This window comes from Pseudomonas sp. AC136, assembly GCF_979258585.1.
On record NZ_OZ409865.1, the window covers coordinates 1,727,286 to 1,751,470 of the forward strand.

Here is a 24,185-nt window from a genome sequence, read left to right on the forward strand (position 1 = left end):
TTCACAGACTCCGGTTTTTTTATGGCTACGAAATACGCGTCAGTGGCAGGTCACTACCAGGCTGCGGTACGCATAGTCGCCTGGCTCCATGCCCAGCACACGGTCATCCGGGGCCGCATCGGCGCGCCCCTTTTTGCCGACCACGTCATAGCCGCTCGGGCAGCTCTGCGTGGCTTTCTCATAGCAGTGTTGCCATTTGAGCGCCTGCCCCGAGCAGTCGATGCTCAGCGCCTGATCGCCATCCTTGGTAATCGTTGGGTTGACCGTTGCGCAGCCATTCAGCGCCAGCAATAACGCAGCGCCACCCAGTAATCCCCAGCCCAACTTAGCCATAGTCCTTCCCATGTGAGCGCTCGGTGAGCTTTTGCAACACCGCAGCCTTTCAATTGACCGCTAACGGCAGAGAACGATCATGTTTCGGCTGGAGAAGCCGTCCGGGTTCAGGCCAAACGGATAATTTTCATCGTAGTCCCCTTCCCCCACACCCGACTTCGCCAGCACTTTGTACCCGGCACTGCCGCAACTTTTCGCGGCCTCAGCCAGACAGTTTTCCCAAGAGGACGTCAGCCCGGAACAGCTGATGTGCAGTCCTGCTTTCTTGCCGTACTTCTTATGCACCGTAGGGCTCGACGAACAGCCGGCGATCGCCAGTACGGTTAGCAGTATTAATAGACGCTTCATTCGGTGTCCTTATGCGGCGCCTGTTTCAGTTTCTGGATGCAACAACGGTTCTACTCATGGCTGCGCCTCTGTGGGGCATGCCTTAACCTGTTAATTGCCATCCTTAGCACCGCACTCATTCCTTAAAACGCCCATTGCTGAGCCCTTCTTGCAAGAAATGAGAGACAAAATCCACGCGCAGTATCTGCTAAAGCCCCAGGGCGGCACAACGCATTGCGCAGCCCATTAAAGCCACTTCGTACGCTGCGCCGCAGCGTGGACGTCGCTTCCCATAGCCCCGCTTGCACGACACGCCGTGCGGCCTCCGCAGAGGCATCTTTTTCCTAGCTAGCGACTACATAAATCATATTTTCGCTATTTCCTTCCTCTGAACAGAATGCGCCCTATCTCCTCGGTAATGGCGGCGCCAACCATTTCGCTCGTCACGACCGGGAAAGGCCAAACGCCATTCAGAAGGACTGAGATGTGACAGCCGAAAAAATCTCCATCGACACACTTGTGATTGGCGCAGGCCAAGCCGGCATCGCCATGAGCGAGCACCTGAACAACCTCGGCGTACCGCATCTGGTCCTGGAGCGAAGCCGTATTGCTGAAGCGTGGCGCTCGGGCCGCTGGGATTCTTTGGTGGCCAACGGTCCGGTGTGGCACGACCGTTTTCCCGGCTTGGAATTCGACGACCTGGAGCCCGACGCGTTCGCCTCAAAAGAGCGCGTCGCCGACTATTTCGTGACCTATGCGAAAAAATTCAACGCGCCGATCCGCACCGGCGTCGAGGTGAAAAAAGTCACCCGCAACGCGGAACGCGCAGGATTTACCATTGAGACCTCAGAAGGCACCTACGAAGCCAACCGAATCGTGGCGGCAACCGGTCCGTTTCAGCGCCCGGTGATTCCACCGATTGCACCCACCGCCACCGACATTCACCAGATCCACTCAGCCGACTACCGCAACCCGGCACAATTGCCCGAGGGCGCAGTGCTGGTCGTTGGCGCGGGCTCTTCCGGTGTGCAAATTGCCGACGAATTGCAGCGTGCGGGCAAGCAGGTGTACTTGTCGGTAGGCGCCCACGATCGCCCGCCGCGCGCGTACCGCAACCGTGATTTCTGTTGGTGGCTCGGGGTGTTGGGCGAATGGGATGCGCCCGCCAGCAAGCCCGGCAAAGAGCATGTGACCATTGCCGTCAGCGGTGCTCGCGGTGGCCATACCGTGGACTTTCGTGCCCTGGCGAAACTGGGCATCACACTGGTGGGACTGACCGACTCGTTCGAGCATGGCGTAGTGAAATTCAAGGGCGATCTCGCTCAGAACCTGGCCAATGGGGATCAGAATTATCTGTCGCTGCTGGACGCGGCCGATGCCTATATCGCTCGCAACGGGCTCGATCTTCCCGAAGAACCGGAAGCCCGTTTCTTCTTGCCGGAACCAGAGTGCGTAAAAAACCCCCTCTTGCAGCTGGATTTAGCCGAGGCCGGTGTCACTTCGATTATCTGGGCCACCGGCTATGCGGTGGATTACAGCTGGCTGCAGGTGAATGCCTTCGACGCCAATGGCAAGCCGCAGCATCAACGCGGCGTGTCCAGCGAGCCTGGGGTTTACTTCCTGGGCCTGCCCTGGCTGCTACGCCGAGGCTCGACGTTTATCTGGGGGGTGTGGCACGACGCGAAAATTATCGCCGACCATATCGCCACGCAGCGCAAATACCTCGCCTATCGCGACGCGGCGCAACGGAAAACGCAGGGATAAAAACGATATCGAGCACGCTGTAACAGCGCGCTCGATATGACACAGGCCGGAATAGACGCTGTGTTACGGCGCCAGAGGCAGTGCGCGCTTGTGCGCTGTTTTGGCGAACGCGCGCTCGATGATCTCCACCGCCGCGGCAGGCACTTCATTGCCTAGCAGATAGTTGTCGATGTCTTCGTAGGTGCAGCCGTACGAATCTTCGTCCAACTTGCCTGGCACTAACTCTTCCAGATCCGCAGTAGGCGCCTTGAACACCAGCTCATGGGGCGCGCCCAATGCAGCGCTCACCATCCGCACCTGGCTTTTGCACAAGCCGCTTAACGGCGCCAAATCGCAGGCACCGTCACCGAATTTGGTGAAGAAGCCCATCAACGCCTCGGCCGCGTGGTCGGTGCCCACCACCAAACCGTTGGTGAAGTTGGCGATAGCGTACTGAGCCACCATCCGCGTGCGCGCTTTCACGTTGCCCTTGGTGAAGTCGATCAGCCCCTCGCTCGGCTGCAACCCTTCGATGGCGATGTTGGACATCAGGCCTTCGACACTGTCGGCGATGTTAACGGTGGTGATTTTGTCCGGCTTGATAAAGTCCAGCGAGGCCTGGGCATGATGCTCGTCAGCCTGGGTTTTGTACGGCAGGCGCACGGCAATGAACTGGGCCTCATAACCTTCGTCACGCAGTTGTTCGGCGGCCAGCTGACACAGGCGCCCGGCGGTCAGCGAATCGACGCCACCACTGATGCCCAGCACCAGCGACTTGCAACCCGAATTGCGCACCACGCCTTTGATAAAGTCGACACGACGAGCAATTTCCGCTTGCTCGCCACCTTTGGCCAACTGGCGGTTTACCCCCAGCTCGCGCGCAATCGCATCTTGTTTTGCCGTGCCCATTTCACACTCCTACCAGTTGCTGTTTGGTGTCGCGTACGCCGAATACGTTCGAGGCGTATTGCAGGAACGAGGCGTCTTCGCAGACATTTTTCACCGGGTCGTCGGAGAACTTCACCACCGGTTCGCCGTGCACCCGCACCAGTTTCATCACAATACTCAACGGCTCTACACCGTCTACGTCACAGGCCAAGCTCGTGCCCATGCCAAAGCCGAATTTTGCCCTGCCGCGAACGTGACGCAGGATGGGCAAGCACTTTTCGAAATTCAGCCCATCGGAAAACATCAGTTCTTTGGTCATCGGGTCGATCCCCAACTGACCATAGCGGGCCAGCACTTTGTCAGCCCAAACGATTGGGTTGCCCGAGTCCTGGCGCAGCCCGTCGTAAAGCTTGGCGAAATACAGATCGAAATCCTTGAGGAAAAAATCTGTGCTGATGCAGTCGGTCAGGGCAATGCCCAAGCGCCCGCGGTATTCATGCACCCAGTTTTCCAATGCCACGTTCTGGCTTTCACGCAAGCGGCTCAGTTGCTGGTGAACCATCAGCCACTGGTGCGCCATTGTGCCAATCAACGGAAGATCGAACTCGTAGGCCAAGTGCCCGTTACTGGTGCCGACAAACACGCCGGGGAAATCGCGGCGCATGATGTCGACCACCTCACGCTGCGCTTTGAACGATAAACGCCGGCGTGTTGAAAAGTCAGACACACGAAAGTCGGCGAGTTCTTCTTTACTGACGTTTTTTTCCAGCCATTCGAACTTCTGATACAGCCGACGCGTGACATCTTCCAACTCGATATCGGCGTATTTCTCGCGGTTACGCAGCTCGCTGACCAAGGCCAACACCGGCTGCTCAAACATGATGCAGTGCAGCATCGGGCCACGGACGCGAATATTCAGTTGCCCATCCACTTCGTTGACCAGGATGTAGCGCAGGTTGAAGCGGAACAATCCTAAAAACTGCTCGAAGTCAGGCGTCAGGTATTCGCGAAAACGTCGGTTGAACAGGAAGCGCAGCTCGTCGTCGCGCATACGCAGCTGAGACAACTTCTCCAGTTCCTCGCGAATTTCCGGAATCAGGTGCCCCAGGTTTTCCTTGGAGCGCACGATGAATTGGTATTCCACATCGACGTTCGGGTGCTGGTGCAGAACCGCCTGCATCATGGTGAAGGTGTAGTAGTCGGTATCCAGAAGACTCTGAATCACCCCGCCTTCGCGGCCGTAAGCACTTTCCATGGTCATGTCCTTATTGGCCTTGCATCAAGGCTAACTGTTCGCGGCTGCTGCTCAGGCGTATGCCTTGCGCCTGCATGTCGGCGACCGCTTGTTGGGCGCCATCTTCGCTAATCGCGCGGCAGGCGGGAAGATGGACGATTACGTCGAAGCCTGCGGATGCCAGCTGCAACGCAGTGGTCTTCACGCAGAAATCCAATGCCAGCCCACCCACGATGACCCGTGAAATGTCCTGACCGCGCAGGTATTCGATAACCCCCGTGGACAGTTTGTTGTGCAAATCGTGGTAGCAGGCGCCGTATGGGTGAAGGTCCGGCTCCACGCCCTTCCACACGAAATAGTCGTAGTCGTAGGGAGTCGGCAGCTCATCAAGCAGCGTGAAGCCTTCGGTACCCGGTACGCAGTGGCTCACCCACGTGAGGTCGGCGTGCTCGAGGCCGGTCGCCTGCAACATCTGTGAAGGCTGAGCCACCACCCAAGGCGCCATCGGCGTGTGGGCATCTTTGCTGCCGACACGAACGCGGGCCAGGCTCGCCATCACATTCAGCTCGGCGCCAATCAGGTCTCCGCCAGCGACGGGCAACTCATCAGGGCACAGCGGGGTGAAGCTTTTCTGCGCATCAACATCGAAGGAAGCGGTGTTCGTCACGGCACTGTTCATGGCATCTCTCCTGTACACGACTCACAAAGTACACGTCATGTACTTACAGTTCAACACCCGAGTCGTATTTATTTCTTATAAAAGCGCAATCCCCTCAACAAGCTTGAAAAGAAAGTACATGACATATACCTTTCAACGCACCAAAGCGATGCGCCACCACCCTGCCCTGCGGTAACTGAAATGCCAAACCATCGAGAAGAACGAAGCGCCTACCTCCACACCGTCGACCTCTGCGTTGTGCGCTATTGCCGCGACAGCCAGGCGCTGCAGATTCTGCTCAACAAGCGCGAAGCCGAACCGTTTGCCGGGCATTGGGCGTTGCCGGGCATCGTGGTCAATGGCGCGACAGCCGACCTGACACTGGACGATGCCGTAGACCGCCTGCGCGCCTCCAACAAGGTGGGCATGGCGCTAGCCTACATTGAGCAAGTGGGCACCGTCGGCGATGCGTTTCGCGATCCACGGTGCTGGTCGTCTTCAACCTTCTATCTGGCCATCGCCTACGAAGACGTAGCGCTCAACAGCACCCAGGCGTTTTTCCCGCTGGCTGACGCGTCGGACGCTTCGCTCAAATTGCCTTTCGACCACAACGCCCTAGTGAAGGCGGCACACGAACGGCTGCTGTCGAAATCGCTCTACAGCAGCCTGCCGCTGATGTTCCTCGGCAATGAATTCAGCGCGCCGGAAGCGGTGATGATTTTTTCCCAAGTGCTGGCCCGCCCCGTGCTGAAAACCAGCATGCGACAACGCTTGATGAAAATGACCGAAGCCGGCTATTTGCGCGAAACCGGCCGCAAGAAAAACGGCGACGGCGGACGACCACAGGCGACGCTGGAAAACATCAAGCCTTCCAGCCTGTACCTGTTTGATCGCTGCTTTCTGGAATGAGTTTTTGACAGGGGCGCGCTCACTGCCGACGACCAAACCCCGGAAACGCAAAAGCCCCCGAAACCGTGAAGATTTCGGGGGCTTTCGTTTTAAATGATGGCGGGGAAATAGGGATTCGAACCCTAGGTACCATCGCTGATACAACGGATTTCGAATCCGTCCCGTTCGGCCACTCCGGCATCTCCCCAGCGGCGCGCATGATAACAGCTCAATTGCGATTGGTGAAACCCAAAAATGGAAATTTTTCGCCTGCTTTCAGGCGGTTGCGCTAATTACTGCCCCGCCCTCGACTAAACGCAAAAGAGAGGCCGAAGCCTCTCTTTTGCGTTGCAGAGCTGAGCGTTACGCCGTGAGTTTGGTCAGCGCTTCGCGGTATTTGTCGGCGGTCTTCTGCGCGACGTCAGCGGGCACTGCCGGAGCCGGCGGCTCTTTGTTCCAACCGGTGGATTCCAGCCAGTCACGCACGAATTGCTTGTCGAAGCTCGGCGGGTTCTTGCCTTCCACGTAGCTTTCCACGGGCCAGAAACGGCTGGAGTCAGGCGTCAGCGCTTCGTCCATCAAGGTCAGCGTGCCGTTTTCATCAAGGCCGAACTCAAACTTGGTGTCGGCGATGATGATGCCGCGCGTGGCGGCGTATTCCACCGCCGCGCTGTACAAGGCGATGGCGGTGTCGCGAACCTTGGCGGCCAGCTCCTTGCCGATCACCGCCTCGCACTGCTCAAACGAGATATTTTCGTCATGGTCGCCCACCGCCGCTTTGGTCGACGGCGTGAAGATCGGCTGAGCCAGCTTCGACGCTTCCTTCAACCCGGCCGGCAGTTGAATGCCACAGACGGTGCCGCTTTTTTGGTATTCCTTCCAGCCGGAACCCACAATGTAGCCACGCACGATCGCCTCCACGGCGACCGGTTTCAGCCGCTTGGCCACCACGGCGCGCCCTTCCACCAACGGCAGCTCGGCCGCTGGCACAACGTCTTCAACGCGGTCGCCGGTGAAGTGGTTGGGGACGATGCCGGCGAGTTTGTCGAACCAGAAGTTGGAAATGGCGGTGAGAATCTTGCCTTTGTCCGGAATCGGCTCGGCAAGAATGACGTCGAAGGCGGAGAGACGGTCGGTGGCAACCATCAGCATGCGCGCGTCGTCGATTTCGTACAGATCACGAACCTTGCCGGAATAGATTTTCTTCAAGCTCAAGGTGGAGGGAGTGGTCATGGAAAATTTCCGCCTTTATTAAACGAAACAGGCGAAACCACCAGGGTTTCGCCTATCGATCAAGCGAGCTGCAGGAGCCTTGTGGCCCCGCCCCTGCCGCCCCATCAAGGGCGGCTGGAACATCATCAGCCCAGGTTTTCCTGGATCAAGGCCAGAACGCGGCGGGCCACTTCGGCCGGTGCCACGGTATTGAGGTCTTTTTCCACGGTGACTTGCACGTTGTCGGCGGCTTTGGTCAGGCGCACTTGATAACGCTCGGCACGGGCGTCGACCTCTTCTTTGGTCGGCTCGCTGCTCCACAGACGGCTGAAGAAACCGCGCTCTTTGTCTTTGCTCTCTGCGCCTTCAGCCAGGTTGATGTAGTACACACCCAAGCTGCGGTTGAGGTCGTCGACGCGCACGTTGGCGGTTTCCAACGAACGGCCCACGCTGGACCAAGCGCGGTCGAAGTCGGCACCCAGGTTCAGCACCGGATTGTTGTTGCCGTCTTCGGTCAGGCTGACGCGGCTCGGCGCGTCGAAGTCGCGTGCGGCGAGCAAAGAAACCGAACCGCCCTGCTCAGCGCTACGCGCCATGCTGGCGAGCATTTCGTCGAGCAGCGCAGCGTCGAGGCTGGCGTTGGTCGATTTGTCCGGGAAGGCGACGTCGGCGGTGCTGTCGGCTGGACGCGCGGCACTTACGACATAAATTTCGCTGGTGTTGCGTTGAACGCCCGGCTCGATACGAACGCGAACGCGGGTTTCGCTTTTCGGATCAACATCGGCGACACGACCGCTGAGGCGACGCGCCATCGGAGCGGACAGTTCTTCGAAACGCTGCCAGTCGGTGCTGAATTCGCCGGTTTGCGGACGGTCTTCGCTAATGCGAAAGCCGTTGTCTTCAAAGAACTGATGAGCCACTGGCCAGACTTCTGCCGGCGGACGCTGCGCCACCAGCCAACGGGCATCGCCGCTTTTTTGCAGGCTGAATTCGCTGGAGTCGGCCTGGGCAGTCAGCGGTTGCGGACGCGGTACGTCGTATTCGCCCTGTACGGTGGAGTCGGCCACGTTACGTGGAACAGGCAGCAGCGGGTCGAGCGGTTTAACGTCGAGGCCCTGCGGCACTTGCATCGCCGGGCTCTGGTGTTGGGTCAGGTAATCACTGCCACGATCACGGAAATAACCATCTTCACCCCACAGCCACCCGCAACCGCTGGTGCTGGAAATGATTACGGCAAGGGCAGAAAGTCCGGCCAGTCGCTTCATGCGTAGTGCTTCCTTCAATTAAACCAATACGCCGGACTGGCGCAGGGCCTGACGCAGCGGTTCATGACAACGCGGACTAAGCCAGGTCAGCGGCAGACGAATGCCTTCGACCATCAAGCCCATTTCCTGCAGGGCCCACTTCACCGGAATCGGGTTGGATTCGATGAACAGCGTTTTGTGCAGCGGCATCAGGCGGTCATGGATCGCCCGGGCTGTCACGGCATCGCCGGCCATCGCCGCAGCGCAAAGCTCGCTCATGGCGCGCGGTGCAACGTTGGCAGTCACGGAAATATTGCCTTTGCCGCCCATCAGCATCAGCTCGACGGCGGTGGCGTCATCGCCGGAATACACGAGGAAATCGCTGCTCACACGGTCCAGCACTTCCTGGCCGCGTTGCAGGTCGCCCGTGGCTTCCTTGATACCGACGATGTTGGAGATCTTCGACAGACGCTCAACTGTTTCCGGCAGCATGTCGCACACGGTGCGGCCGGGAACGTTGTAGAGAATCTGCGGAATGGCCACGGCTTCAGCGATGTGGCGGAAGTGCTGATACAAGCCTTCCTGGGTCGGCTTGTTGTAGTACGGGGTGACCAGCAGGCAGGCATCGGCGCCGGCGATCTTGGCGTTGGTGGTGAGCTCGACCGCTTCGCGCGTGGAGTTTGCCCCCGTGCCGGCAATGACCGGAATACGCCCGGCGACCTGATCGACTACGCGGCGGATCACTTCGATGTGTTCGTTGACATCCAGGGTCGCCGACTCACCGGTGGTGCCGACCGCGACAATGGCGTTGGTGCCTTCTTGCAGGTGGAAGTCCACCAGCTTGCTCAGCGCGTCCCAATCAAGACGACCCTGCGCATCCATAGGCGTGACCAGTGCCACCATACTGCCCGCAATCATGCAACCGCTCCTGCCGGAAAAAGAGAGCCGTAATGGTACTGGCGCCACCTGCCTTGCACAAGCGAAGTACCGCGCTATGAGCATTCCCCTCAGCGACAGTTTTCGCTAACCTTCCGGCTTTGATCGACAGTTAACCTGCCGACCGCTCATCGCTTTAGGAATGCTGCATGTCCACCCCCATCGTCCGCGAACAATTCCTTGTCATCAGTGCCCTTGGCACCAACCCGATGGAGCTGACCAACATTCTCTGCCGCACTTGCCATGAGAACCGTTGCGCCGTGGTCAGCACGCGGTTGAGTCGTCATGGTGAATACAGCGCGCTGGTCGTTCAGGTGTCGGGTAGCTGGGACGCTTTGGCCCGCCTGGAAACCAGCCTGCCTTCGCTGTCGAAAAAGCACGCGTTCACCGCCAGCGTGGTGCGCAGCGCAGCGGCTGAAGTCCGCCCGCAGGCGCTGCCCTACGTCGCGTACGTCAGCTCGGCGTACCGTCCCGACATTCTTAATGAGCTGTGCCAGTTTTTCCTCGACCACAATGTGGAGCTGGAAAACCTCACCTGCGACACCTACCTGGCGCCGCAAACCGGCGGCACCATGCTTAACGCCACGCTGACCGTCACGCTGCCTGCCGGCACGCAAATCAGCTGGCTGCGCGACCAATTCCTCGACTTCGCCGACGCGTTGAACCTGGATGCCCTGATCGAACCCTGGCGCCCACAAACGCCTGCATAAGGAACTCCCGCATGAGCGTTTCCCTCGACCAGGCCGTGGCCGACTTCACCGTGCCGGCCACCAGCGGCAAGCAAATCACCCTCTCGGCGCTAAAAGGCCAGCAGGTGGTGATTTATTTCTACCCCAAAGACAGCACGCCCGGCTGCACCACCGAAGGCCAGGGCTTCCGCGATCAATACGCGGCCTTCAAAGCGGCGAACACCGAAGTATTTGGCGTATCGCGCGACAGCCTGAAGTCGCACGAGAACTTCAAGTGCAAGCAGGAATTCCCCTTCGAGCTGCTGTCGGATAAAGACGAAGCGCTGTGCCAGTTGTTCGACGTGATCAAGCTGAAAAAGCTCTACGGCAAGGAATACCTGGGCGTGGATCGCAGCACCTTTCTGATCGACGCGAATGGCGTGTTGCGTCAGGAATGGCGCGGCGTGAAAGTGCCTGGCCATGTCGACGCCGTGCTGGCTGCCGCCCAGGCGCTGAACGCCAACTAAGCAGCACCGTTCGCCAACGAAAAGCCCGGCTAAGTGCTGGGCTTTTTTGTGCGTGCGACGCAGGCTTTACATCAACGGCGCCACCACCGGCTCCTGCCGGGGCCAGGCGTCGAGCAAGGCCTTGCACAGCGTGGCCAACGGAATGGCAAAGAAGATGCCCCAGAAACCCCACATACCGCCGAACAGCAGTACCGCGCAGATGATGACCACCGGATGCAGGTTCACCGCTTCTGCGAACAACAGCGGCACCAATACGTTGCCGTCCAATGCCTGGATGATGCCGTACACCGCCATCAGGTAAATAAACTGATCGCCCCAGCCCCACTGGAACAACGCAATGAGGGCAACCGGCACGGTAACCACCACGGCGCCCACATAAGGCACCACAACCGAAAGCCCGACCAGCAATGCCAACAGCGCCGCGTAGTTAAGCCCCAGGGCGATGAATGCCACGTAGGTCGCCCCGCCACAAATCAGAATTTCGATGACTTTGCCGCGAATGTAATTGGCGATTTGCTGGTTCATTTCCCGCGCCACTCGCGTTATCAGCGTGCGTTCACGGGGCAGATAACTGCGCAGCCAGCGCGCAATCAATGCGCCGTCTTTCAAAAAGAAAAACACCAGAATCGGCACCAGCACCAGATAGATCATGGCGTTGACTAGCAACGGCAGGCTCGACAGCGAAACCGTCAATGCCATCTGGCCGAAGCTGCCGATTTCATTGCGCACCACTTCGATCAAGTGCAGCACTTGCTCATCGGAAACCAACTGCGGATATCGCTCTGGCAACAACAGCAGCAGCGATTGCCATTTGCCCAACATGCCCGGCAGCTCGTTGAACAGCTTGATCACCTGCTGCCAGAGCAATGGCACCATCACCAATAAGCAAACGCTCAGCAACCCCATGAAGCAGGCGAACACCACCCACACCGCCGCCACCTTCGGCACTCGCAAACGCTGCAACGTACGCACCAGTCCCTGCATCAGAAACGCCAAAACCAAGCCCGCCAGCACCGGCGCGAGCATGCCGCCGAACGTCAGAATGACCGCGAACGCGACCACCAGCAGCACGGCAAGCACCACGGCTTGCTCGTCCGAGAAATAGCGCTGCACCCAATTGCGTAACACGTTGAACATCACAATTCCTTAACGGCTTGAGCTAGGCCTTGCGCAACCAGTAGCGGTAAACGCCAGCGTCCACTTCTTCATGCAGAAGCGTGTGGCCGGCCAGCCTGGCGAAGGCGTGGAAGTCGCGCTGAGAGCCGGCATCGGTGGCGGTCACTTTCAACACCGCGCCACTGGCCAGACGATTGAGTTCGAGCTTGGCCTTAAGCAGCGGCAGCGGGCAATTCAGGCCGCTGGCATCCAGCTCGGCATCAGCGTTCACAGCATCACTCATCAAATCGGGCTCCAAAATCGGTGGATCAGGATACCGAGGTGGTCAGCCGACCGCCATGGCGGCTACAGTAGCGACTTTGCCGCCAAGAGCTCCGTGCATGAATCTTCTGCGCCCCACTCTGCTGTCACTTGCCTGCTTGCTCGCCTCCCCCGCCATCGCCGACGACCTGCCCTCGCTGGGCGACTCGAGCTCCTCCATTGTGTCGCCGGAGCAGGAGTTTCAACTGGGCCGCGCCTGGCTCAGCGTGGTGCGCAGCCAGGTGCCGCAGCTGAACGACCCGCAGCTCAAAGCGTTCGTGGAAAGCAGCGTGTACAAGCTCGCCGAAACCAGCGACCTGCATGACCATCGCTTGGTGTTCATCCTGATCAAAGACCCGCAGATCAACGCCTTCGCCGCACCCGGCGGCGTCATTGGCGTAAACGGCGGTCTGTTTCTGTACGCGCAAACCGAAGCGGAATACGCCGCCGTATTGGCGCACGAATTGGGTCACTTGATTCAGCGCCACTACGCCCGAGGCTTGCAGGCCCAACAACAAATGCAAATTCCGGTGATGGCGGCGATGCTCGCCGGCATTATCGCGGCGGCAGCCGGTGCCGGGGACGTCGGCATGGCAACGATCATGGGCACGCAGGCGGCGGCCATCCAGAACCAGCTGCGCTTCTCGCGGCAGAACGAACAAGAGGCCGACCGCGTCGGCGTGGTCAATCTTGAGCGCGCCGGTTACGACCCGCGCGCCATGCCGAACATGTTCGAACGCATGGCCCGCCAATACCGCTACGACAAACGTCCGCCCGAATTCTTGCTGACTCACCCGGTGACCGAATCGCGTATCGCCGACACCCGCAACCGCGCCGAACAATTCGGCGCGACCGGTCGTGAAGACACCCTGCAATATCAGCTGATGCGCGCACGGGTTCAGCTCACCTTCGAGGAAACGCCGGGCATCGCCGGCAAGCGCTTCCGCGCCATGTTGCAAGACGACCCTGGCATGGACGCCGCCCGCTACGGCCTGGCCCTGGCGCAAGTGAAGAACGGCCAGCTCAACGAAGCCCGCGACAGCCTGGCGATATTGCTGAAGAAAGACCCCAGCAACATCACCTATAACCTGGCGCAGGTTGACTTGGACATCACCGCTAACCGCCTGCCGGATGCCAAGCAGCGCGTCGACAAAATGCTCAGCCAGTTCCCAGACGACTACCCGCTGCAACAAAGCCGCATCGATTTACTGTTGAAACAGAACCAGGCACCGCAGGCGCAGAAAGCGCTAGAAGAACTGCTGAAAGCTCGGCCAAACGACCCGGATGTCTGGTACCAAATCGCCGAAGTGCGCGGCCAGGCGGGCGACATCATCGGCCTGCATCAAGCGCGTGCCGAGTACTTCGCCTTGATGGCTGACTTTGACCAGGCGCTGGAACAACTGGACTTCGCCAAACGCCGCGCCATCAACAACTTCCCGCTGGCCTCGAAAATCGATGCCAGACAGAAAGAAATCATGGAGCAACAACGCATGATCAAGCAGTTGATGCGCTAAAAAGCCTCGCGGCGAATCCCGACACGGCGCGCTCCTTGTAGGAGCCGCTTCAGCCGCGATAGCCGCAACGCCAATCCATCAAGCGTTACCGACCACCTTCAACCGCGCCGCCTGAGTGAAATCGAGCATACGTTTGAGCGGCTTGAGCGCGCGCGGAATCAACGCCGGGTCAACGAAGATTTCATTGCTGCCCTCACGCAAACATTGCAGCGTGCGCTCCAGGGTATTCATCGCCATCCACGGACAATGCGCGCAGCTGCGACAGGCCGCGCCATTGCCGGCTGTTGGCGCTTCCACGAAAATCTTATCGGGGCACAGCTGCTGCATCTTGTAGAAGATGCCGCGGTCAGTGGCGACGATGAACGTGGAGTTTGGCAAGGTCTGCGCGGCTTTGATCAGCTGACTGGTCGAGCCCACCGCATCGGCCAGATCAATAACCGACTCCGGCGACTCGGGGTGCACGAGAATGGCGGCGTCCGGGTACAGCGCCTTCATGTCTTCGAGCTGTTTGGACTTGAACTCTTCGTGAACGATGCAGGCACCGTCCCAGAGCAGCATGTCGGCGCCGGTCTGTTTCTGGATATAGCGGCCCAGGTGCTTGTCGGGCGCCCAGATGATTTTCTCGCCGTTATCCATCAGGCTTTCGACGATTTCCAACGCGCAGCTCGATGTCACCACCCAGTCGGCACGCGCCTTAACGGCGGCCGAGGTGTTGGCGTACACCACCACCGTGCGCTCGGGATGCTGGTCGCAAAATGCAGAGAATTCATCTACCGGACAGCCGAGGTCCAGCGAGCAGGTCGCTTCCAGCGTCGGCATTAAAACGCGCTTTTCAGGGTTGAGAATCTTCGCGGTCTCACCCATGAATTTCACGCCCGCAACCAGCACGGTTTTGGCCGAGTGCTGGTTGCCGAACCGCGCCATTTCCAGCGAGTCGGACACGCAACCGCCGGTTTCTTCGGCCAGCGCCTGAATCACCGGATCGCAATAGTAGTGCGCGACCAACACCGCATCCTGCGCCTTCAGTTCGGCCGCAATGTCTGCGCGCAAACGCGCCTCTTCTTCCGGCGACAGGGGCTTGGGTTGTTTGGCATCGAGGTGTGCCTGAACCAACAGGCGTTCGGAAATCTGGGTCATGTCATCAGGCTCTGAATATGCTTTCAGTGGGGCGGAGTATACCCGCCCGAATGTCAGCGCAAGCGCGCGGCGAGAATAAAACTGGGACGACAGAAACGAAAAAACCCGGAACATTCGCGGTGGAATGTTCCGGGTTTTCCGGTCCTTCTTGCGAAGGAAATATGGTGGGTCGTGTGGGACTCGAACCTACGACCAATTGGTTAAAAGCCAACTGCTCTACCAACTGAGCTAACGACCCGCGGTGTGCATAATACTGATTTAATTCATAAAATCAACAGCATGCGGTAAAGATTTAGAAATATCTCGTAGGGTCATTCACGCCGGCCTCGGCAAACCCGGCAGCGCGCAAACGACAGCTGTCGCACTTGCCACAGGCGCGGCCATCGTCGTCGGCCTGGTAGCACGAGACAGTCAATGCGTAATCGACGCCCTGCGCCATGCCTGCCTGAACGATCTGCGCCTTGCTCAGAAACTGCAACGGCGCCTGGATACGAAAGCCCTGCCCTTCCACGCCCGCCTTGGTGGCCAGATTGGCCATGCGCTCAAACGCCTCGACGAACTCGGGGCGGCAATCGGGATAACCCGAGTAGTCCACCGCGTTCACGCCAATAAAAATATCCTGCGCGCCGAGTACTTCAGCCCAACCCAGAGCGAGCGAGAGGAATACGGTATTGCGTGCCGGAACGTACGTCACCGGAATGCCTTCGCCGGGCGTTTCCGGCACGGCGATGCTGCTGTCGGTCAACGCCGAACCGCCCATGCCGTTGAGGTTCAAGCCAATCACTTTGTGCTCGATGACGCCGAGCTGTTCGGCCACGCGCTCGGCGGCTTGCAGCTCGGAACGGTGACGCTGGCCATAGTCGAAACTCATGGTGTAGCAGGCGTAACCGTCGGCCTTGGCCATCGCCACAACGGTGGCGGAGTCGAGGCCGCCGGAGAGCAGAATTACCGCTTTTTTCGTCGTCATGTCAGTGCCCCGGCTGGTCGTTCCAAAGAATTTTGTGCAGCTGCAACTGCAAACGCACTGGCAGGTTGTCGGCCACAATCCAGTCGGCCAACGCACGGGCGTCTACTTGTTGGTGGCTGGGCGAAAACAACACTTCACCGGCACGGTTCTGCAAACCGTACTGGATGAGTTTGGAGACGGACCAGTCGTAGTCTTCACGGGAACAGATAACGAATTTGACCTGATCGTTTTCCGTCAGGAACTCGATATTCTCGTAGCGATTGCGGCCAACCTCCGCCGAACCTGGGGTCTTGAGATCGACCACCTTGCTCACACGTGGGTCGACCGCCGACACATCGAGCGCGCCACTGGTTTCCAGCGACACCTCGAAGCCGGCGTCGCACAGGCGCTCCAGCAGAGGAATGCAGTTGGGCTGAGCCAGTGGCTCGCCACCGGTGACACAGACGTAGCGCGGCTTATACGCCGCAATCTGCTCAACGATGTCGTCGAGGGACATGATTTCGCCGCCGCTGAAGGCGTAGGCGGTGTCGCAGTACTGGCAGCGTAACGGGCAGCCAGTCAGGCGAACGAACACAGTCGGTAAACCGGCAGTGCGCGTCTCACCCTGCAACGAATAAAAAATCTCGGTAATGCGCAGGTTTTTTTGCATATCAGCCACGGGCGTGACGGCGAAACAGGCCATCCGCCTCCGTTGCGGGAATTGGGGCGGCGATTCTAAACAAAAAACCCGCGACAGGCGCGGGTTTTATTGAACAGAAAGTCAGGCTTTTACAAACGCTGCAAATCCCGCTGGGCCAACTGTGCGGCTGAGCTGCCGGGGTACTGCGCAATAACTTGCTGCAAGATACCTTTGGCTTTGTCGGTATGGCCTAGACGCTGCTCAACATCGGCAAGTTTGTACAACGAATCCGGCACCTTGTTATGAGTCGGATACAGCTGGCTAACCTTGGCAAACGCTTGACCGGCGCCTTGCAGATCACCTTTGGTGAGGTTTACTTCGCCCAACCAATATTGCGCGTTACCGGCATATTGGCTTTGTGGGTATTTGCGCAGGAATGCGGCGAAAGCCTGGCTGGCTTTGTCGAAGTCTTTAGCTTTGATGAGATCGAAGGCAGCATCGTAATAGAGCTTTTCCTTCGCCGGATCACCCGGCTCTGAACTCGCCGCAGGCTGTTGCGCTGCCGGCTGAACAGGCGCAGCGCCGGCATTGATAGCCCCGGCGTTGCTGGAATCTTGAGTAGCGGCAGGAGCACCAGTGGCGCCGCCAGCTATACGTCTGTCGAGGTCTTGATAACGCTCCAGGCCTTCTTGTTTCAGGCGCTGAATTTCGTTCTGTTGCTCCTCGACCATGCCGCGCAGACGCGCGACTTCGTCTTGCATTTGTTGCAGCTGCATGAACAGCTCGCCCTGTGCCGAGGCAGGGGCCGTAACCCCTCCCCCTGCATAGGCGCCGGTCGTGCCATAACCTGCAGGTGGATAGCTGCCACCGCCATTACTGGCGTTGTCTTCTACCACCGGAACCGCAGCCCACGCTGAAAGCGGAAGGCTGAGAGTCAATATAGTCAGAGCACGACGGCACGTTCGCATGTCGAATTACTTACGCAGTTCAACGCGACGGTTTTGAGCCCAGGATTGCTCGTCGTTGCCGGTAGCAACTGGACGCTCTTCACCGTAGGAAACCAGTTCCAGCTGAGCTGGGGAAACACCTTGCAGCACGAGGTAGCGCTGAACAGCTTTGGCGCGACGCTCGCCCAGAGCCATGTTGTACTCGCGGGTGCCGCGTTCGTCGGTGTTGCCTTCCAGAACGACGCGAGCGCCGTTGCCTTTCAGGTCCTTGGCGTGAACGTCAAGAGCGCGCATGGCTTCTGGCTTCAGATCCGAGCTGTCGTATTCGAAGTAGAAAGTAGTGATAGCGCGCAGAGCAGCTTCTTCGCTCATGCTGCCGTCTACGCCGCTGTTGTTAGCGTTGTAGCCAGCGTTTGGATCAACAGCGCCTTCGCCAGCGTTGTCGCCGCCTTTGGAGGAGCAACCTACTGCTACGGCCATGGACAGAGCCAGAGCTGCGAACTTACCGAATTTCAACATTTCCATAGTAAAACTCCTAATGAACCCCAGTGTGTTAAGTAAAAGGTGTAGCGCCGCGTCAGTTCAGGAAGGGCGACCAGGATGGCTCTCGGATTTCGCCTTGCGCGGTTGGAATCGGGAGTTTTACTCGTCCATTGATGGAGGCAAGAATCAAGACTCCACGGCCCTGCTGGCGGGTGGCGTAGATTACCATGGTGCCGTTGGGCGCAACAGTAGGCGACTCATCCAGATTAGTATCTGAAAGAATGCGCAAACGGGACGTTTGAAGGTCCTGCGCCGCAACTTTGAAGTTGGTGAAACCGTCCTGACGGTGAATCATCACCAACGTCTTCTCGTCAGCAGACAGTTTAGGGTTGGCATTGTAGTTACCTACAAAGGTCACCCGGTCAACTGCACCGCCGCCAATACTCGTCTTGTAGATCTGTGGTTTCCCAGCGCGATCCGAAGTGAAGTAAATAGTCTGACCGTCCTTGCCCCAGAACGGTTCGGTATCAATTGCGTAGTGATTGGTCACGCGGGTCATCTGGCGACTGCCCAGGTCCATCACATAAATTTCCGGGTTGCCATCACGCGACAATACAAACGCCAACTTGCTTCCGTCCGGCGAGAAAGCCGGCGCGCCATTAAGGCCTTCGAAGTTAGTGATCTGTTCACGGCGCCCGGTGTCGATGTGCTGAATAAAGATGCGTGGACGCTTCTGTTCAAACGACACATAGGCGATGCGCTTACCATCGCTGGCGAAACGCGGCGACAAAATGGGCTCGCGCGATTGCAGCAATGTCACGGCGCGGGCGCCGTCATAGTCGGAACGCTGCAAGGTGTAACGGGTGTTGGTGCCGGAGAAACGCTCGGCAGTCACGTACAGCATCTGGGTAGAAAACGCGCCCTTGATGCCCGTGAGTTTTTCGAACGACTGATCCGAAACGTAGTGCGACATATCGCGAAGTTGGTCGGTGGTACCGCCAACGCTACCGGCAAATACTTGCTGCTCGGTGGCCACGTTGAACAAGGCGAACTGCACTTGGAGTCGGCCGCCGTTAGGCACGATGTTGCCGACCAGCACGTATTGGGCGCCGAGTGCTTTCCAATCACGGAAGATCACTTCGCTGGCCTGACTCGGCAGGCTGATCATGTTCTGGCGCGGGATCGGTTCGAAAATACCGGAGTTGCGAAGGTCTTTGCCGATCAGGTCAGACATGTCTTCGGGCAACACATTGCCGCCCTGCCAGCCGAACGGAACCACGGCAATTGGGATGGCGCGGTCAGAGCCGGTGCCAACCACAATGTTTTTTTCCTCTGCCACTGCCAGTCCTGCAGCGCAGCAAAGGACCAGGAGCATTCCTCGAAGAAGGTTGATCACAAATCTAGATCCTCAGGTTTGAAGGTCATCTTGAATGAACGGTACGGATTAAAGTCAGTAGGACTCAGACCCTGCATTTCTACTAAACGCCCAATGTTTTTCACTGCGGCTACAGCCGAGTTATCAAACGGCGCGTTACCGCTCGATTTGGCAATACTTGCACTGGTAATGGTGCCGTCCGGCAGCATGGTGATCTGCAGAACTACCGCCATACCATTTCGGGCGCCTGGTGGACGAGTCCACACTTCCGAAGCCCGCATACGAATCAAATCATCGAAGTTTCCGGAAACGGTGTCGCCCACTTCATCAGCGGTGGTCGCTTCACGCTCGGTTGTATCCGACAGCAGTTCTGCCAGCGCCTGCGCCTTTTTATCTTGGGCGGATTTGCGGGCGGCTTCGGCTGCTTTCTTTTTCACGGCCTCCGCTTCTTTCTTTTTAGCGTCTGCTGCTTTCTTCGCATCGGCTGCCTTTTTCTTGGCATCGTCCGCGGCTTTTTTCTTCTCGGCTTCAGCGTCGGCTTTCTTCTTGGCCTCTTCTTCAGCTTTTTTCTTTTCTTCTTCGGTTTTCTTTTTCGCGATATCGGCGAGTTTCTTTTCTTCGGCCGCTTTGGTTTCAGCTGCCTTTTTCGCTTCGGCTGCCTTGGCCGCCTCTGCCTCAGCTTGTTCGGCTTTTTGAGCTTCTTCCGCTTTCTTTTGTTCTGCGGCCTTCACGGCCTGCTTTTCCTGCTCAACTTTCTTGGCTTCCAGTTGCTCGACTTCATATTGCTTGGCGGCAGTTTTCTTGGCTTCGCCGGCAATTTTCTGATTGGTCTGCGTGGTCGCCGGGCTCTTGGATTTGAGCTCGTACAGTGTGGCCTGAACAATGGGTTTAGTCGGTGGAAGCTCCGGCGTAAAAGCAAAGCTGACAAACAGCATGCCGAACAGCAGGACATGCAGCCCTACCGCCCAAATGCTTGGCCAGAAATAGCCTTCCGATGAGGAGCGCTCGCGTTCCTGCATCAGGGCGCCTCGGTAATCAGGCCGACGTTACCCACGCCCGCTTGCTGCAGCCCGCCCATAGCGGCCATCACGGCACCGTAGTCGACCACTTTGTCGGCGCGGATAAACACTTGAGTTTGCTTACCCTGGGCGCGGCTCTGATTCATGATCGCGGTCACGGCAGTGGTCATTTCCGGCAGCGTCAGGGCTTTGGCCTGCTGCTTGTCGGTGTCCACTTCACTACCCAGGTTCCAGTAGTAGGTCTTGTCGGCCTTGATCGAGATGGTCAGCACCTGGGTGTTGTTGTCTTGCGGCAAGGCATCGCTCGACACCTTGGGCAAATCCACCTTCACACCCTGGTTGAGCATCGGGGCAGTCACCATGAAAATCACCAGCAGCACCAACATCACGTCGATGTAGGGCACCACGTTCATTTCGGCGACTGGTTTACGTCTCTTACGAATACGTGCCATGAGTTAAAACCTTTCCATATAGCCTTCAGTAGAACCGGCGTCTTATTCGTCGCTGGTGTGCACTTTGCGGTGCAAGATGGCTTGGAATTCATCGGCGAAGGTGTAGTAGCGGCCGATCAGGGTTTCGCCGCGAGCAGCAAAACGGTTATAGGCAATTACCGCCGGAATCGCAGCGAACAGGCCGATGGCCGTGGCGATCAAGGCTTCGGCAATACCCGGCGCTACGGTCGCCAGCGTGGCTTGTTGAGCGGAGGCCAGACCACGGAAGGAGTTCATGATGCCCCACACGGTGCCGAACAGACCGATGTACGGGCTGGTGGAACCTACGGTGGCCAGGAACGGCAAGCTCTGCTCGAGCTTTTCTTCTTCGCGGGAGATGGCAACGCGCATGGCACGGTTCACGCCGTCCATGACTGCGTCAGGGTCAACGCCCGGCTGCTGACGCAGGCGCGAGAACTCTTTGAAACCGCCACGGAAAATCTGCTCCACGCCCGAATCCGGGTCCGGGTTGGCACCCGCTTGGCGATACAGCTTGGACAAATCGATACCCGACCAGAAGCGCTCTTCAAACGATTCAAGCGAACGGCGGGCTGCACGGATCATGGTGCTGCGCTGGAAAATCATGATCCATGAGGTAACCGATGCGCCTACAAGGATCAGCATGACCAGCTGTACCACGATGCTGGCGTTGCTGATCAGGCTCCACATAGAGGTATGGTCGACGACGGTGGCTTCCACGCTTAATCTCCTGCTTTAGATGTACCCGCGTCGCTCACGCCGGCAAAGGCGGTACGCAACGCTTCGGGAATGGCCCGGGGTTTCAAACTGTCGGCGCGCACACAGGCCACCAGGAACTGCCCTTCACAGAGCAGCGTTTTATCCGTAGCCCGCCGCACCTGTTGACGGAAGCGCAGGCTGGCACGGTTTAATTCGATTACGTCGGCACTCACCAGCAGCTCATCGTCCAACCGCGCCGGCACGTGATAACGCGCTTCGCTGGAATGCACGACAAACAACATGTCGCCCGCCAGCTGTGACTGGGAAAAGCCCAGATCACGTAGCCGCTCGGTGCGGGCCCGCTCCATGAATTTCAGATAATTGACGTAGTAAACGATGCCGCCGGCATCGGTGTCTTCGTAGTAAACCCGACAGCGATGCGTGAACGGCTCAAGCCCATTTTGCGCGCGCATACTCTAGTGCTTACTCCCCGGGTTGCCAATTGGGCAAACCAACTGTTTTTCATCCATTTGCATCTGCAAGTTCATCTTATTCGTCCACTGCAAACAGATCGGTCTGCGGCAGATCACCCATGCGCTTGGGCACGTTGAGGCCAAAGTGCAGATAAGCATGGCGGGTCACCACACGACCGCGCGGTGTACGCATGATGTAGCCCTGCTGAATCAGGTACGGTTCGAGCACATCTTCGATGGTGTGCCGCTCTTCGCTAATGGCCGCCGCGAGACTGTCGACGCCCACTGGGCCGCCGTCGAACTTCTCGATCATGGTCAACAGCAGGCGTCGGTCCTGATGGTCGAAACCATGCTCATCGACATCCAACAAATTCAGCGCCAGGTCTGCAATCGCGCGCGTGATATGCCCCTGAGCACGCACTTCAGCGAAGTCGCGCACGCGGCGCAGTAAGCGGTTGGCAATACGCGGTGTGCCACGGGCGCGACGGGCAATTTCAAACGCGCCATCGGCATCCAGCGGCAAGCCAAGAATGCCGGCCGAGCGCTGAACGATCGTAGCCAGGTCCGCCGTGCTGTAAAACTCGAGGCGCTGAACAATGCCGAAACGGTCACGCAGCGGATTGGTCAGCATGCCCGCGCGGGTAGTGGCGCCGACCAAGGTAAAAGGAGGCAAATCGAGTTTGATCGAACGTGCAGCGGGCCCTTCGCCGATCATGATGTCGAGCTGAAAATCTTCCATCGCCGGGTACAGCACTTCTTCAACGATGGGAGACAGGCGATGGATTTCATCGATAAACAGCACGTCGCCAGGCTCAAGATTGGTCAGCATCGCCGCCAGATCGCCGGGGCGTTCAAGAACCGGACCCGAGGTGCTCTTGATCGACACGCCCATTTCCTGGGCAATGATATTGGCGAGCGTGGTTTTACCCAGACCGGGCGGCCCGAAGATCAAGGTGTGGTCAAGGGATTCGGCACGGCCGCGCGCCGCCTGAATAAACAGCTCCATCTGCTCACGGACTTTCGGCTGACCAATGTACTCAGCCAGGCGCAGCGGCCGAATGGCGCGGTCCAGTTGTTCATCGCGGTCACGGCCAGAAGCGGTGATCAGGCGATCGGCGTCTATCACTTAAACCATTCCTTTCAATGAACGACGGATCAATTCTTCGCTGCTCAAACCTTCTTCCTGCACCGCCGATACCGCGCGACTGGCCTCTTGCGGCTTAAAGCCCAAGGAAATCAGGGCGCTCACGGCATCGTTCTCCGCACTTGAGACTGTGCCACCGGCACGAGGTTCAGTGACAAAAGTGGCGATGCCCGGCACGGTTTCCCAGGCTTTGAAGCGGTCTTTCAATTCCACCAGCAAACGCTCAGCGGTCTTTTTGCCGACGCCGGGAATGCGGGTGAGTGCCGAGGTGTCTTGCGCTTGCACACAGCGCACCAGCTCATCGACTTCCAGGCCAGACATCAGCGCCAGCGCCAGCTTTGGCCCCACGCCGTTAAGACGAATCAGCTCACGGAACAGCTCGCGCTCGCGCTTCTCGGCGAAACCAAACAGCAGATGAGCGTCTTCGCGCACCACCAAATGGGTGTGCAACGTCACCGGCTCGCCCAGCGACGGCAAGCGATACAGCGTGGTCATCGGCACTTCGATTTCGTACCCCACGCCGTTCACATCGACGATAAGGTGCGGCGGCTGCTTTTCCAGCAAGGTCCCGCGCAGGCGTCCAATCACAACATCAGTTCCTTAATAAAGAAGCGCAGCCTCACAGACGCAGACGCCCGCCGCGACTGCGAGCGCCGACCAGGCCATGAGGGATCAAACTGGAGCGAGTGTGGGCATGACACAAGGCAATTGCCAGCGCGTCAGAGGCATCGATCTGCGGTTTTTGTGTCAATTTCAGTAAGTGCATCACCATCAACTGCACCTGCTGCTTGTCCGCCCCGCCCGTGCCGGCAATTGCCTGCTTCACTTGGGTAGCCGTGTACTCGGCAATTTCCAACCCATGCTCGGCGGCGGCAACAATCGCCGCGCCCCTGGCCTGACCGAGCTTGAGTGCGGAGTCGGCGTTCTTGGCCATAAACACTTTCTCGATACCCATGGTGATCGGCCCGTACGTTTCGATCACCTCGCGCACGCCGCGAAACACGATTTGCAACCGTTCATGCAGCTCGCCGGCGCCGGTACGGATGCAGCCCGAGGCCACGTACTCACAGCCACGCCCGATGTCACGCACCACGCCATAACCGGTGATGCGGGAACCGGGGTCAATGCCGAGAATAAGGGTCATAGCACCTGCGATTGGGCGAAGGGGGTAAGTGGGGTCAGCTTAAAGGCAGATGGGGGACGCGCATAGCGACGGTTGCGGCGGCGCAGGCGGTTTGCCGAACATCCCCTATAGGGCGCAATC

28 protein-coding genes and 2 tRNA genes are annotated in these 24,185 nt (G+C 58.5%); 5 read left to right on the forward strand and 25 right to left on the reverse strand.

All coding sequences use genetic code 11. From position 1 onward, the window contains the following. Positions 1-39: 39 nt before the first annotated feature. Positions 40-333, reverse strand: coding sequence for a hypothetical protein (locus ACZZZU_RS07775; RefSeq protein ID WP_463536716.1), 294 nt, complete (start codon positions 331-333; stop codon positions 40-42). A 60-nt stretch (positions 334-393) separates the two neighbouring features. Continuing rightward, positions 394-681 (reverse strand): hypothetical protein, encoded by a 288-nt coding sequence (locus tag ACZZZU_RS07780; protein WP_122493898.1) that lies wholly within the window; start codon positions 679-681, stop codon positions 394-396. A 465-nt stretch (positions 682-1,146) separates the two neighbouring features. Here ACZZZU_RS07780 and ACZZZU_RS07785 point away from each other — a divergent pair, with 465 nt between their 5' ends. Then, positions 1,147-2,424, forward strand: a complete 1,278-nt coding sequence (locus ACZZZU_RS07785) for a flavin-containing monooxygenase (protein ID WP_463550280.1) — start codon at positions 1,147-1,149, stop codon at positions 2,422-2,424. A gap of 63 nt (positions 2,425-2,487) precedes the next feature. On the opposite strand, the gene nadE is transcribed toward ACZZZU_RS07785, so the two are convergent. The 3 genes from nadE to ACZZZU_RS07800 are packed head-to-tail and all read right to left on the reverse strand — an operon-like array spanning position 2,488 to position 5,204. Continuing rightward, entirely contained in the window at positions 2,488-3,312 is an 825-nt protein-coding gene (gene nadE, locus ACZZZU_RS07790; protein ID WP_463550281.1) for an ammonia-dependent NAD(+) synthetase, read from the reverse strand. A 1-nt stretch (position 3,313) separates the two neighbouring features. After that, positions 3,314-4,546, reverse strand: coding sequence for a nicotinate phosphoribosyltransferase (gene pncB, locus ACZZZU_RS07795; RefSeq protein ID WP_122493901.1), 1,233 nt, complete (start codon positions 4,544-4,546; stop codon positions 3,314-3,316). Between the two features lie 10 nt (positions 4,547-4,556). Next, the gene (locus ACZZZU_RS07800; protein WP_463550282.1) at positions 4,557-5,204 is read right to left on the reverse strand and encodes a nicotinamidase; all 648 of its coding nucleotides are present in this window, start codon (positions 5,202-5,204) and stop codon (positions 4,557-4,559) included. A 180-nt stretch (positions 5,205-5,384) separates the two neighbouring features. Here ACZZZU_RS07800 and ACZZZU_RS07805 point away from each other — a divergent pair, with 180 nt between their 5' ends. Then, the gene (locus ACZZZU_RS07805; RefSeq protein WP_463383502.1) at positions 5,385-6,092 is read left to right on the forward strand and encodes an NUDIX hydrolase; all 708 of its coding nucleotides are present in this window, start codon (positions 5,385-5,387) and stop codon (positions 6,090-6,092) included. A gap of 97 nt (positions 6,093-6,189) precedes the next feature. Here ACZZZU_RS07805 and ACZZZU_RS07810 read toward each other — a convergent pair. The 4 genes from ACZZZU_RS07810 to dapA form a co-directional block, all read right to left on the reverse strand. Beyond that, positions 6,190-6,279: transfer RNA gene (locus tag ACZZZU_RS07810), tRNA-Ser, on the reverse strand. A 155-nt stretch (positions 6,280-6,434) separates the two neighbouring features. Then, complete coding sequence (locus ACZZZU_RS07815; RefSeq protein WP_463383503.1) at positions 6,435-7,304, reverse strand: phosphoribosylaminoimidazolesuccinocarboxamide synthase; 870 nt, start codon at positions 7,302-7,304, stop codon at positions 6,435-6,437. A gap of 125 nt (positions 7,305-7,429) precedes the next feature. Next, positions 7,430-8,548, reverse strand: a complete 1,119-nt coding sequence (gene bamC, locus ACZZZU_RS07820; protein ID WP_463550283.1) for an outer membrane protein assembly factor BamC — start codon at positions 8,546-8,548, stop codon at positions 7,430-7,432. 18 nt (positions 8,549-8,566) lie between these two features. Continuing rightward, on the reverse strand, positions 8,567-9,445 hold the full coding sequence (gene dapA, locus ACZZZU_RS07825) for a 4-hydroxy-tetrahydrodipicolinate synthase (RefSeq protein ID WP_463550284.1): 879 nt from the start codon (positions 9,443-9,445) through the stop codon (positions 8,567-8,569). Between the two features lie 167 nt (positions 9,446-9,612). Between dapA and ACZZZU_RS07830 the strand changes: the two genes are divergently transcribed. After that, a complete protein-coding gene (locus tag ACZZZU_RS07830) occupies positions 9,613-10,173 on the forward strand; it encodes a glycine cleavage system transcriptional repressor (protein WP_122493907.1) in 561 nt (186 codons plus the stop codon). An 11-nt stretch (positions 10,174-10,184) separates the two neighbouring features. Continuing rightward, on the forward strand, positions 10,185-10,658 hold the full coding sequence (locus ACZZZU_RS07835) for a peroxiredoxin (protein ID WP_463539730.1): 474 nt from the start codon (positions 10,185-10,187) through the stop codon (positions 10,656-10,658). Positions 10,659-10,724: 66 nt separating this feature from the next. On the opposite strand, the gene ACZZZU_RS07840 is transcribed toward ACZZZU_RS07835, so the two are convergent. Both ACZZZU_RS07840 and ACZZZU_RS07845 read right to left on the reverse strand, forming a co-directional pair. Beyond that, positions 10,725-11,795: an AI-2E family transporter gene (locus ACZZZU_RS07840; protein ID WP_463550285.1), complete on the reverse strand. Its 1,071-nt coding sequence runs from the start codon at positions 11,793-11,795 to the stop codon at positions 10,725-10,727. A 22-nt stretch (positions 11,796-11,817) separates the two neighbouring features. Beyond that, the gene (locus ACZZZU_RS07845) at positions 11,818-12,057 is read right to left on the reverse strand and encodes a sulfurtransferase TusA family protein (RefSeq protein ID WP_122493910.1); all 240 of its coding nucleotides are present in this window, start codon (positions 12,055-12,057) and stop codon (positions 11,818-11,820) included. A 97-nt stretch (positions 12,058-12,154) separates the two neighbouring features. Here ACZZZU_RS07845 and ACZZZU_RS07850 point away from each other — a divergent pair, with 97 nt between their 5' ends. Further along, positions 12,155-13,588 (forward strand): M48 family metalloprotease, encoded by a 1,434-nt coding sequence (locus tag ACZZZU_RS07850; protein WP_122493911.1) that lies wholly within the window; start codon positions 12,155-12,157, stop codon positions 13,586-13,588. A 78-nt stretch (positions 13,589-13,666) separates the two neighbouring features. On the opposite strand, the gene nadA is transcribed toward ACZZZU_RS07850, so the two are convergent. The 14 genes from nadA to ruvC form a co-directional block, all read right to left on the reverse strand. Further along, a complete protein-coding gene (gene nadA / locus ACZZZU_RS07855) occupies positions 13,667-14,725 on the reverse strand; it encodes a quinolinate synthase NadA (RefSeq protein WP_463383507.1) in 1,059 nt (352 codons plus the stop codon). A gap of 162 nt (positions 14,726-14,887) precedes the next feature. Further along, positions 14,888-14,963: transfer RNA gene (locus ACZZZU_RS07860), tRNA-Lys, on the reverse strand. 54 nt (positions 14,964-15,017) lie between these two features. Beyond that, on the reverse strand, positions 15,018-15,692 hold the full coding sequence (gene queC / locus ACZZZU_RS07865) for a 7-cyano-7-deazaguanine synthase QueC (RefSeq protein WP_463383508.1): 675 nt from the start codon (positions 15,690-15,692) through the stop codon (positions 15,018-15,020). Between the two features lies 1 nt (position 15,693). Then, positions 15,694-16,341 carry a 7-carboxy-7-deazaguanine synthase QueE gene (gene queE / locus ACZZZU_RS07870; protein ID WP_122494734.1) on the reverse strand — a complete coding sequence of 216 codons (648 nt, stop codon included), beginning with the start codon at positions 16,339-16,341 and terminating at the stop codon, positions 15,694-15,696. Positions 16,342-16,460: 119 nt separating this feature from the next. After that, on the reverse strand, positions 16,461-17,279 hold the full coding sequence (ybgF, locus tag ACZZZU_RS07875; RefSeq protein ID WP_463550286.1) for a tol-pal system protein YbgF: 819 nt from the start codon (positions 17,277-17,279) through the stop codon (positions 16,461-16,463). Between the two features lie 6 nt (positions 17,280-17,285). Next, positions 17,286-17,783 (reverse strand): peptidoglycan-associated lipoprotein Pal, encoded by a 498-nt coding sequence (pal, locus tag ACZZZU_RS07880; protein WP_122452781.1) that lies wholly within the window; start codon positions 17,781-17,783, stop codon positions 17,286-17,288. Positions 17,784-17,835: 52 nt separating this feature from the next. Next, complete coding sequence (gene tolB, locus ACZZZU_RS07885; protein ID WP_206000609.1) at positions 17,836-19,116, reverse strand: Tol-Pal system beta propeller repeat protein TolB; 1,281 nt, start codon at positions 19,114-19,116, stop codon at positions 17,836-17,838. Between the two features lie 17 nt (positions 19,117-19,133). After that, the gene (tolA, locus tag ACZZZU_RS07890; RefSeq protein ID WP_463550287.1) at positions 19,134-20,135 is read right to left on the reverse strand and encodes a cell envelope integrity protein TolA; all 1,002 of its coding nucleotides are present in this window, start codon (positions 20,133-20,135) and stop codon (positions 19,134-19,136) included. After that, positions 20,135-20,587 (reverse strand): protein TolR, encoded by a 453-nt coding sequence (gene tolR / locus ACZZZU_RS07895; RefSeq protein WP_122493916.1) that lies wholly within the window; start codon positions 20,585-20,587, stop codon positions 20,135-20,137. Before tolR ends, tolA begins: the two co-directional genes overlap by 1 nt. Positions 20,588-20,629: 42 nt before the next feature. Then, positions 20,630-21,325: a protein TolQ gene (tolQ, locus tag ACZZZU_RS07900; RefSeq protein ID WP_122493917.1), complete on the reverse strand. Its 696-nt coding sequence runs from the start codon at positions 21,323-21,325 to the stop codon at positions 20,630-20,632. Positions 21,326-21,327: 2 nt separating this feature from the next. Beyond that, positions 21,328-21,777 carry a tol-pal system-associated acyl-CoA thioesterase gene (ybgC, locus tag ACZZZU_RS07905; protein ID WP_463383510.1) on the reverse strand — a complete coding sequence of 150 codons (450 nt, stop codon included), beginning with the start codon at positions 21,775-21,777 and terminating at the stop codon, positions 21,328-21,330. 76 nt (positions 21,778-21,853) lie between these two features. Next, positions 21,854-22,903 carry a Holliday junction branch migration DNA helicase RuvB gene (ruvB, locus tag ACZZZU_RS07910; protein ID WP_122493919.1) on the reverse strand — a complete coding sequence of 350 codons (1,050 nt, stop codon included), beginning with the start codon at positions 22,901-22,903 and terminating at the stop codon, positions 21,854-21,856. After that, positions 22,904-23,509 (reverse strand): Holliday junction branch migration protein RuvA, encoded by a 606-nt coding sequence (gene ruvA / locus ACZZZU_RS07915; protein ID WP_122493920.1) that lies wholly within the window; start codon positions 23,507-23,509, stop codon positions 22,904-22,906. 31 nt (positions 23,510-23,540) lie between these two features. Next, the gene (gene ruvC / locus ACZZZU_RS07920; protein ID WP_122493921.1) at positions 23,541-24,065 is read right to left on the reverse strand and encodes a crossover junction endodeoxyribonuclease RuvC; all 525 of its coding nucleotides are present in this window, start codon (positions 24,063-24,065) and stop codon (positions 23,541-23,543) included. Positions 24,066-24,185 lie beyond the last annotated feature (120 nt).

Bases quoted from the DNA above. Each gene is read 5' to 3' on its own strand.
- ACZZZU_RS07775 (WP_463536716.1), bottom strand. From the start codon at position 333: ATGGCTAAGTTGGGCTGGGGATTACTGGGTGGCGCTGCGTTATTGCTG.
- ACZZZU_RS07780 (WP_122493898.1), bottom strand. From the start codon at position 681: ATGAAGCGTCTATTAATACTGCTAACCGTACTGGCGATCGCCGGCTGT.
- nadE (WP_463550281.1), bottom strand. From the start codon at position 3,312: ATGGGCACGGCAAAACAAGATGCGATTGCGCGCGAGCTGGGGGTAAAC.
- pncB (WP_122493901.1), bottom strand. From the start codon at position 4,546: ATGGAAAGTGCTTACGGCCGCGAAGGCGGGGTGATTCAGAGTCTTCTG.
- ACZZZU_RS07800 (WP_463550282.1), bottom strand. From the start codon at position 5,204: ATGAACAGTGCCGTGACGAACACCGCTTCCTTCGATGTTGATGCGCAG.
- ACZZZU_RS07805 (WP_463383502.1), top strand. From the start codon at position 5,385: ATGCCAAACCATCGAGAAGAACGAAGCGCCTACCTCCACACCGTCGAC.
- ACZZZU_RS07815 (WP_463383503.1), bottom strand. From the start codon at position 7,304: ATGACCACTCCCTCCACCTTGAGCTTGAAGAAAATCTATTCCGGCAAG.
- bamC (WP_463550283.1), bottom strand. From the start codon at position 8,548: ATGAAGCGACTGGCCGGACTTTCTGCCCTTGCCGTAATCATTTCCAGC.
- dapA (WP_463550284.1), bottom strand. From the start codon at position 9,445: ATGATTGCGGGCAGTATGGTGGCACTGGTCACGCCTATGGATGCGCAG.
- ACZZZU_RS07830 (WP_122493907.1), top strand. From the start codon at position 9,613: ATGTCCACCCCCATCGTCCGCGAACAATTCCTTGTCATCAGTGCCCTT.
- ACZZZU_RS07835 (WP_463539730.1), top strand. From the start codon at position 10,185: ATGAGCGTTTCCCTCGACCAGGCCGTGGCCGACTTCACCGTGCCGGCC.
- ACZZZU_RS07840 (WP_463550285.1), bottom strand. From the start codon at position 11,795: ATGTTCAACGTGTTACGCAATTGGGTGCAGCGCTATTTCTCGGACGAG.
- ACZZZU_RS07845 (WP_122493910.1), bottom strand. From the start codon at position 12,057: ATGAGTGATGCTGTGAACGCTGATGCCGAGCTGGATGCCAGCGGCCTG.
- ACZZZU_RS07850 (WP_122493911.1), top strand. From the start codon at position 12,155: ATGAATCTTCTGCGCCCCACTCTGCTGTCACTTGCCTGCTTGCTCGCC.
- nadA (WP_463383507.1), bottom strand. From the start codon at position 14,725: ATGACCCAGATTTCCGAACGCCTGTTGGTTCAGGCACACCTCGATGCC.
- queC (WP_463383508.1), bottom strand. From the start codon at position 15,692: ATGACGACGAAAAAAGCGGTAATTCTGCTCTCCGGCGGCCTCGACTCC.
- queE (WP_122494734.1), bottom strand. From the start codon at position 16,341: ATGCAAAAAAACCTGCGCATTACCGAGATTTTTTATTCGTTGCAGGGT.
- ybgF (WP_463550286.1), bottom strand. From the start codon at position 17,279: ATGCGAACGTGCCGTCGTGCTCTGACTATATTGACTCTCAGCCTTCCG.
- pal (WP_122452781.1), bottom strand. From the start codon at position 17,783: ATGGAAATGTTGAAATTCGGTAAGTTCGCAGCTCTGGCTCTGTCCATG.
- tolB (WP_206000609.1), bottom strand. From the start codon at position 19,116: ATGCTCCTGGTCCTTTGCTGCGCTGCAGGACTGGCAGTGGCAGAGGAA.
- tolA (WP_463550287.1), bottom strand. From the start codon at position 20,135: ATGCAGGAACGCGAGCGCTCCTCATCGGAAGGCTATTTCTGGCCAAGC.
- tolR (WP_122493916.1), bottom strand. From the start codon at position 20,587: ATGGCACGTATTCGTAAGAGACGTAAACCAGTCGCCGAAATGAACGTG.
- ybgC (WP_463383510.1), bottom strand. From the start codon at position 21,777: ATGCGCGCGCAAAATGGGCTTGAGCCGTTCACGCATCGCTGTCGGGTT.
- ruvC (WP_122493921.1), bottom strand. From the start codon at position 24,065: ATGACCCTTATTCTCGGCATTGACCCCGGTTCCCGCATCACCGGTTAT.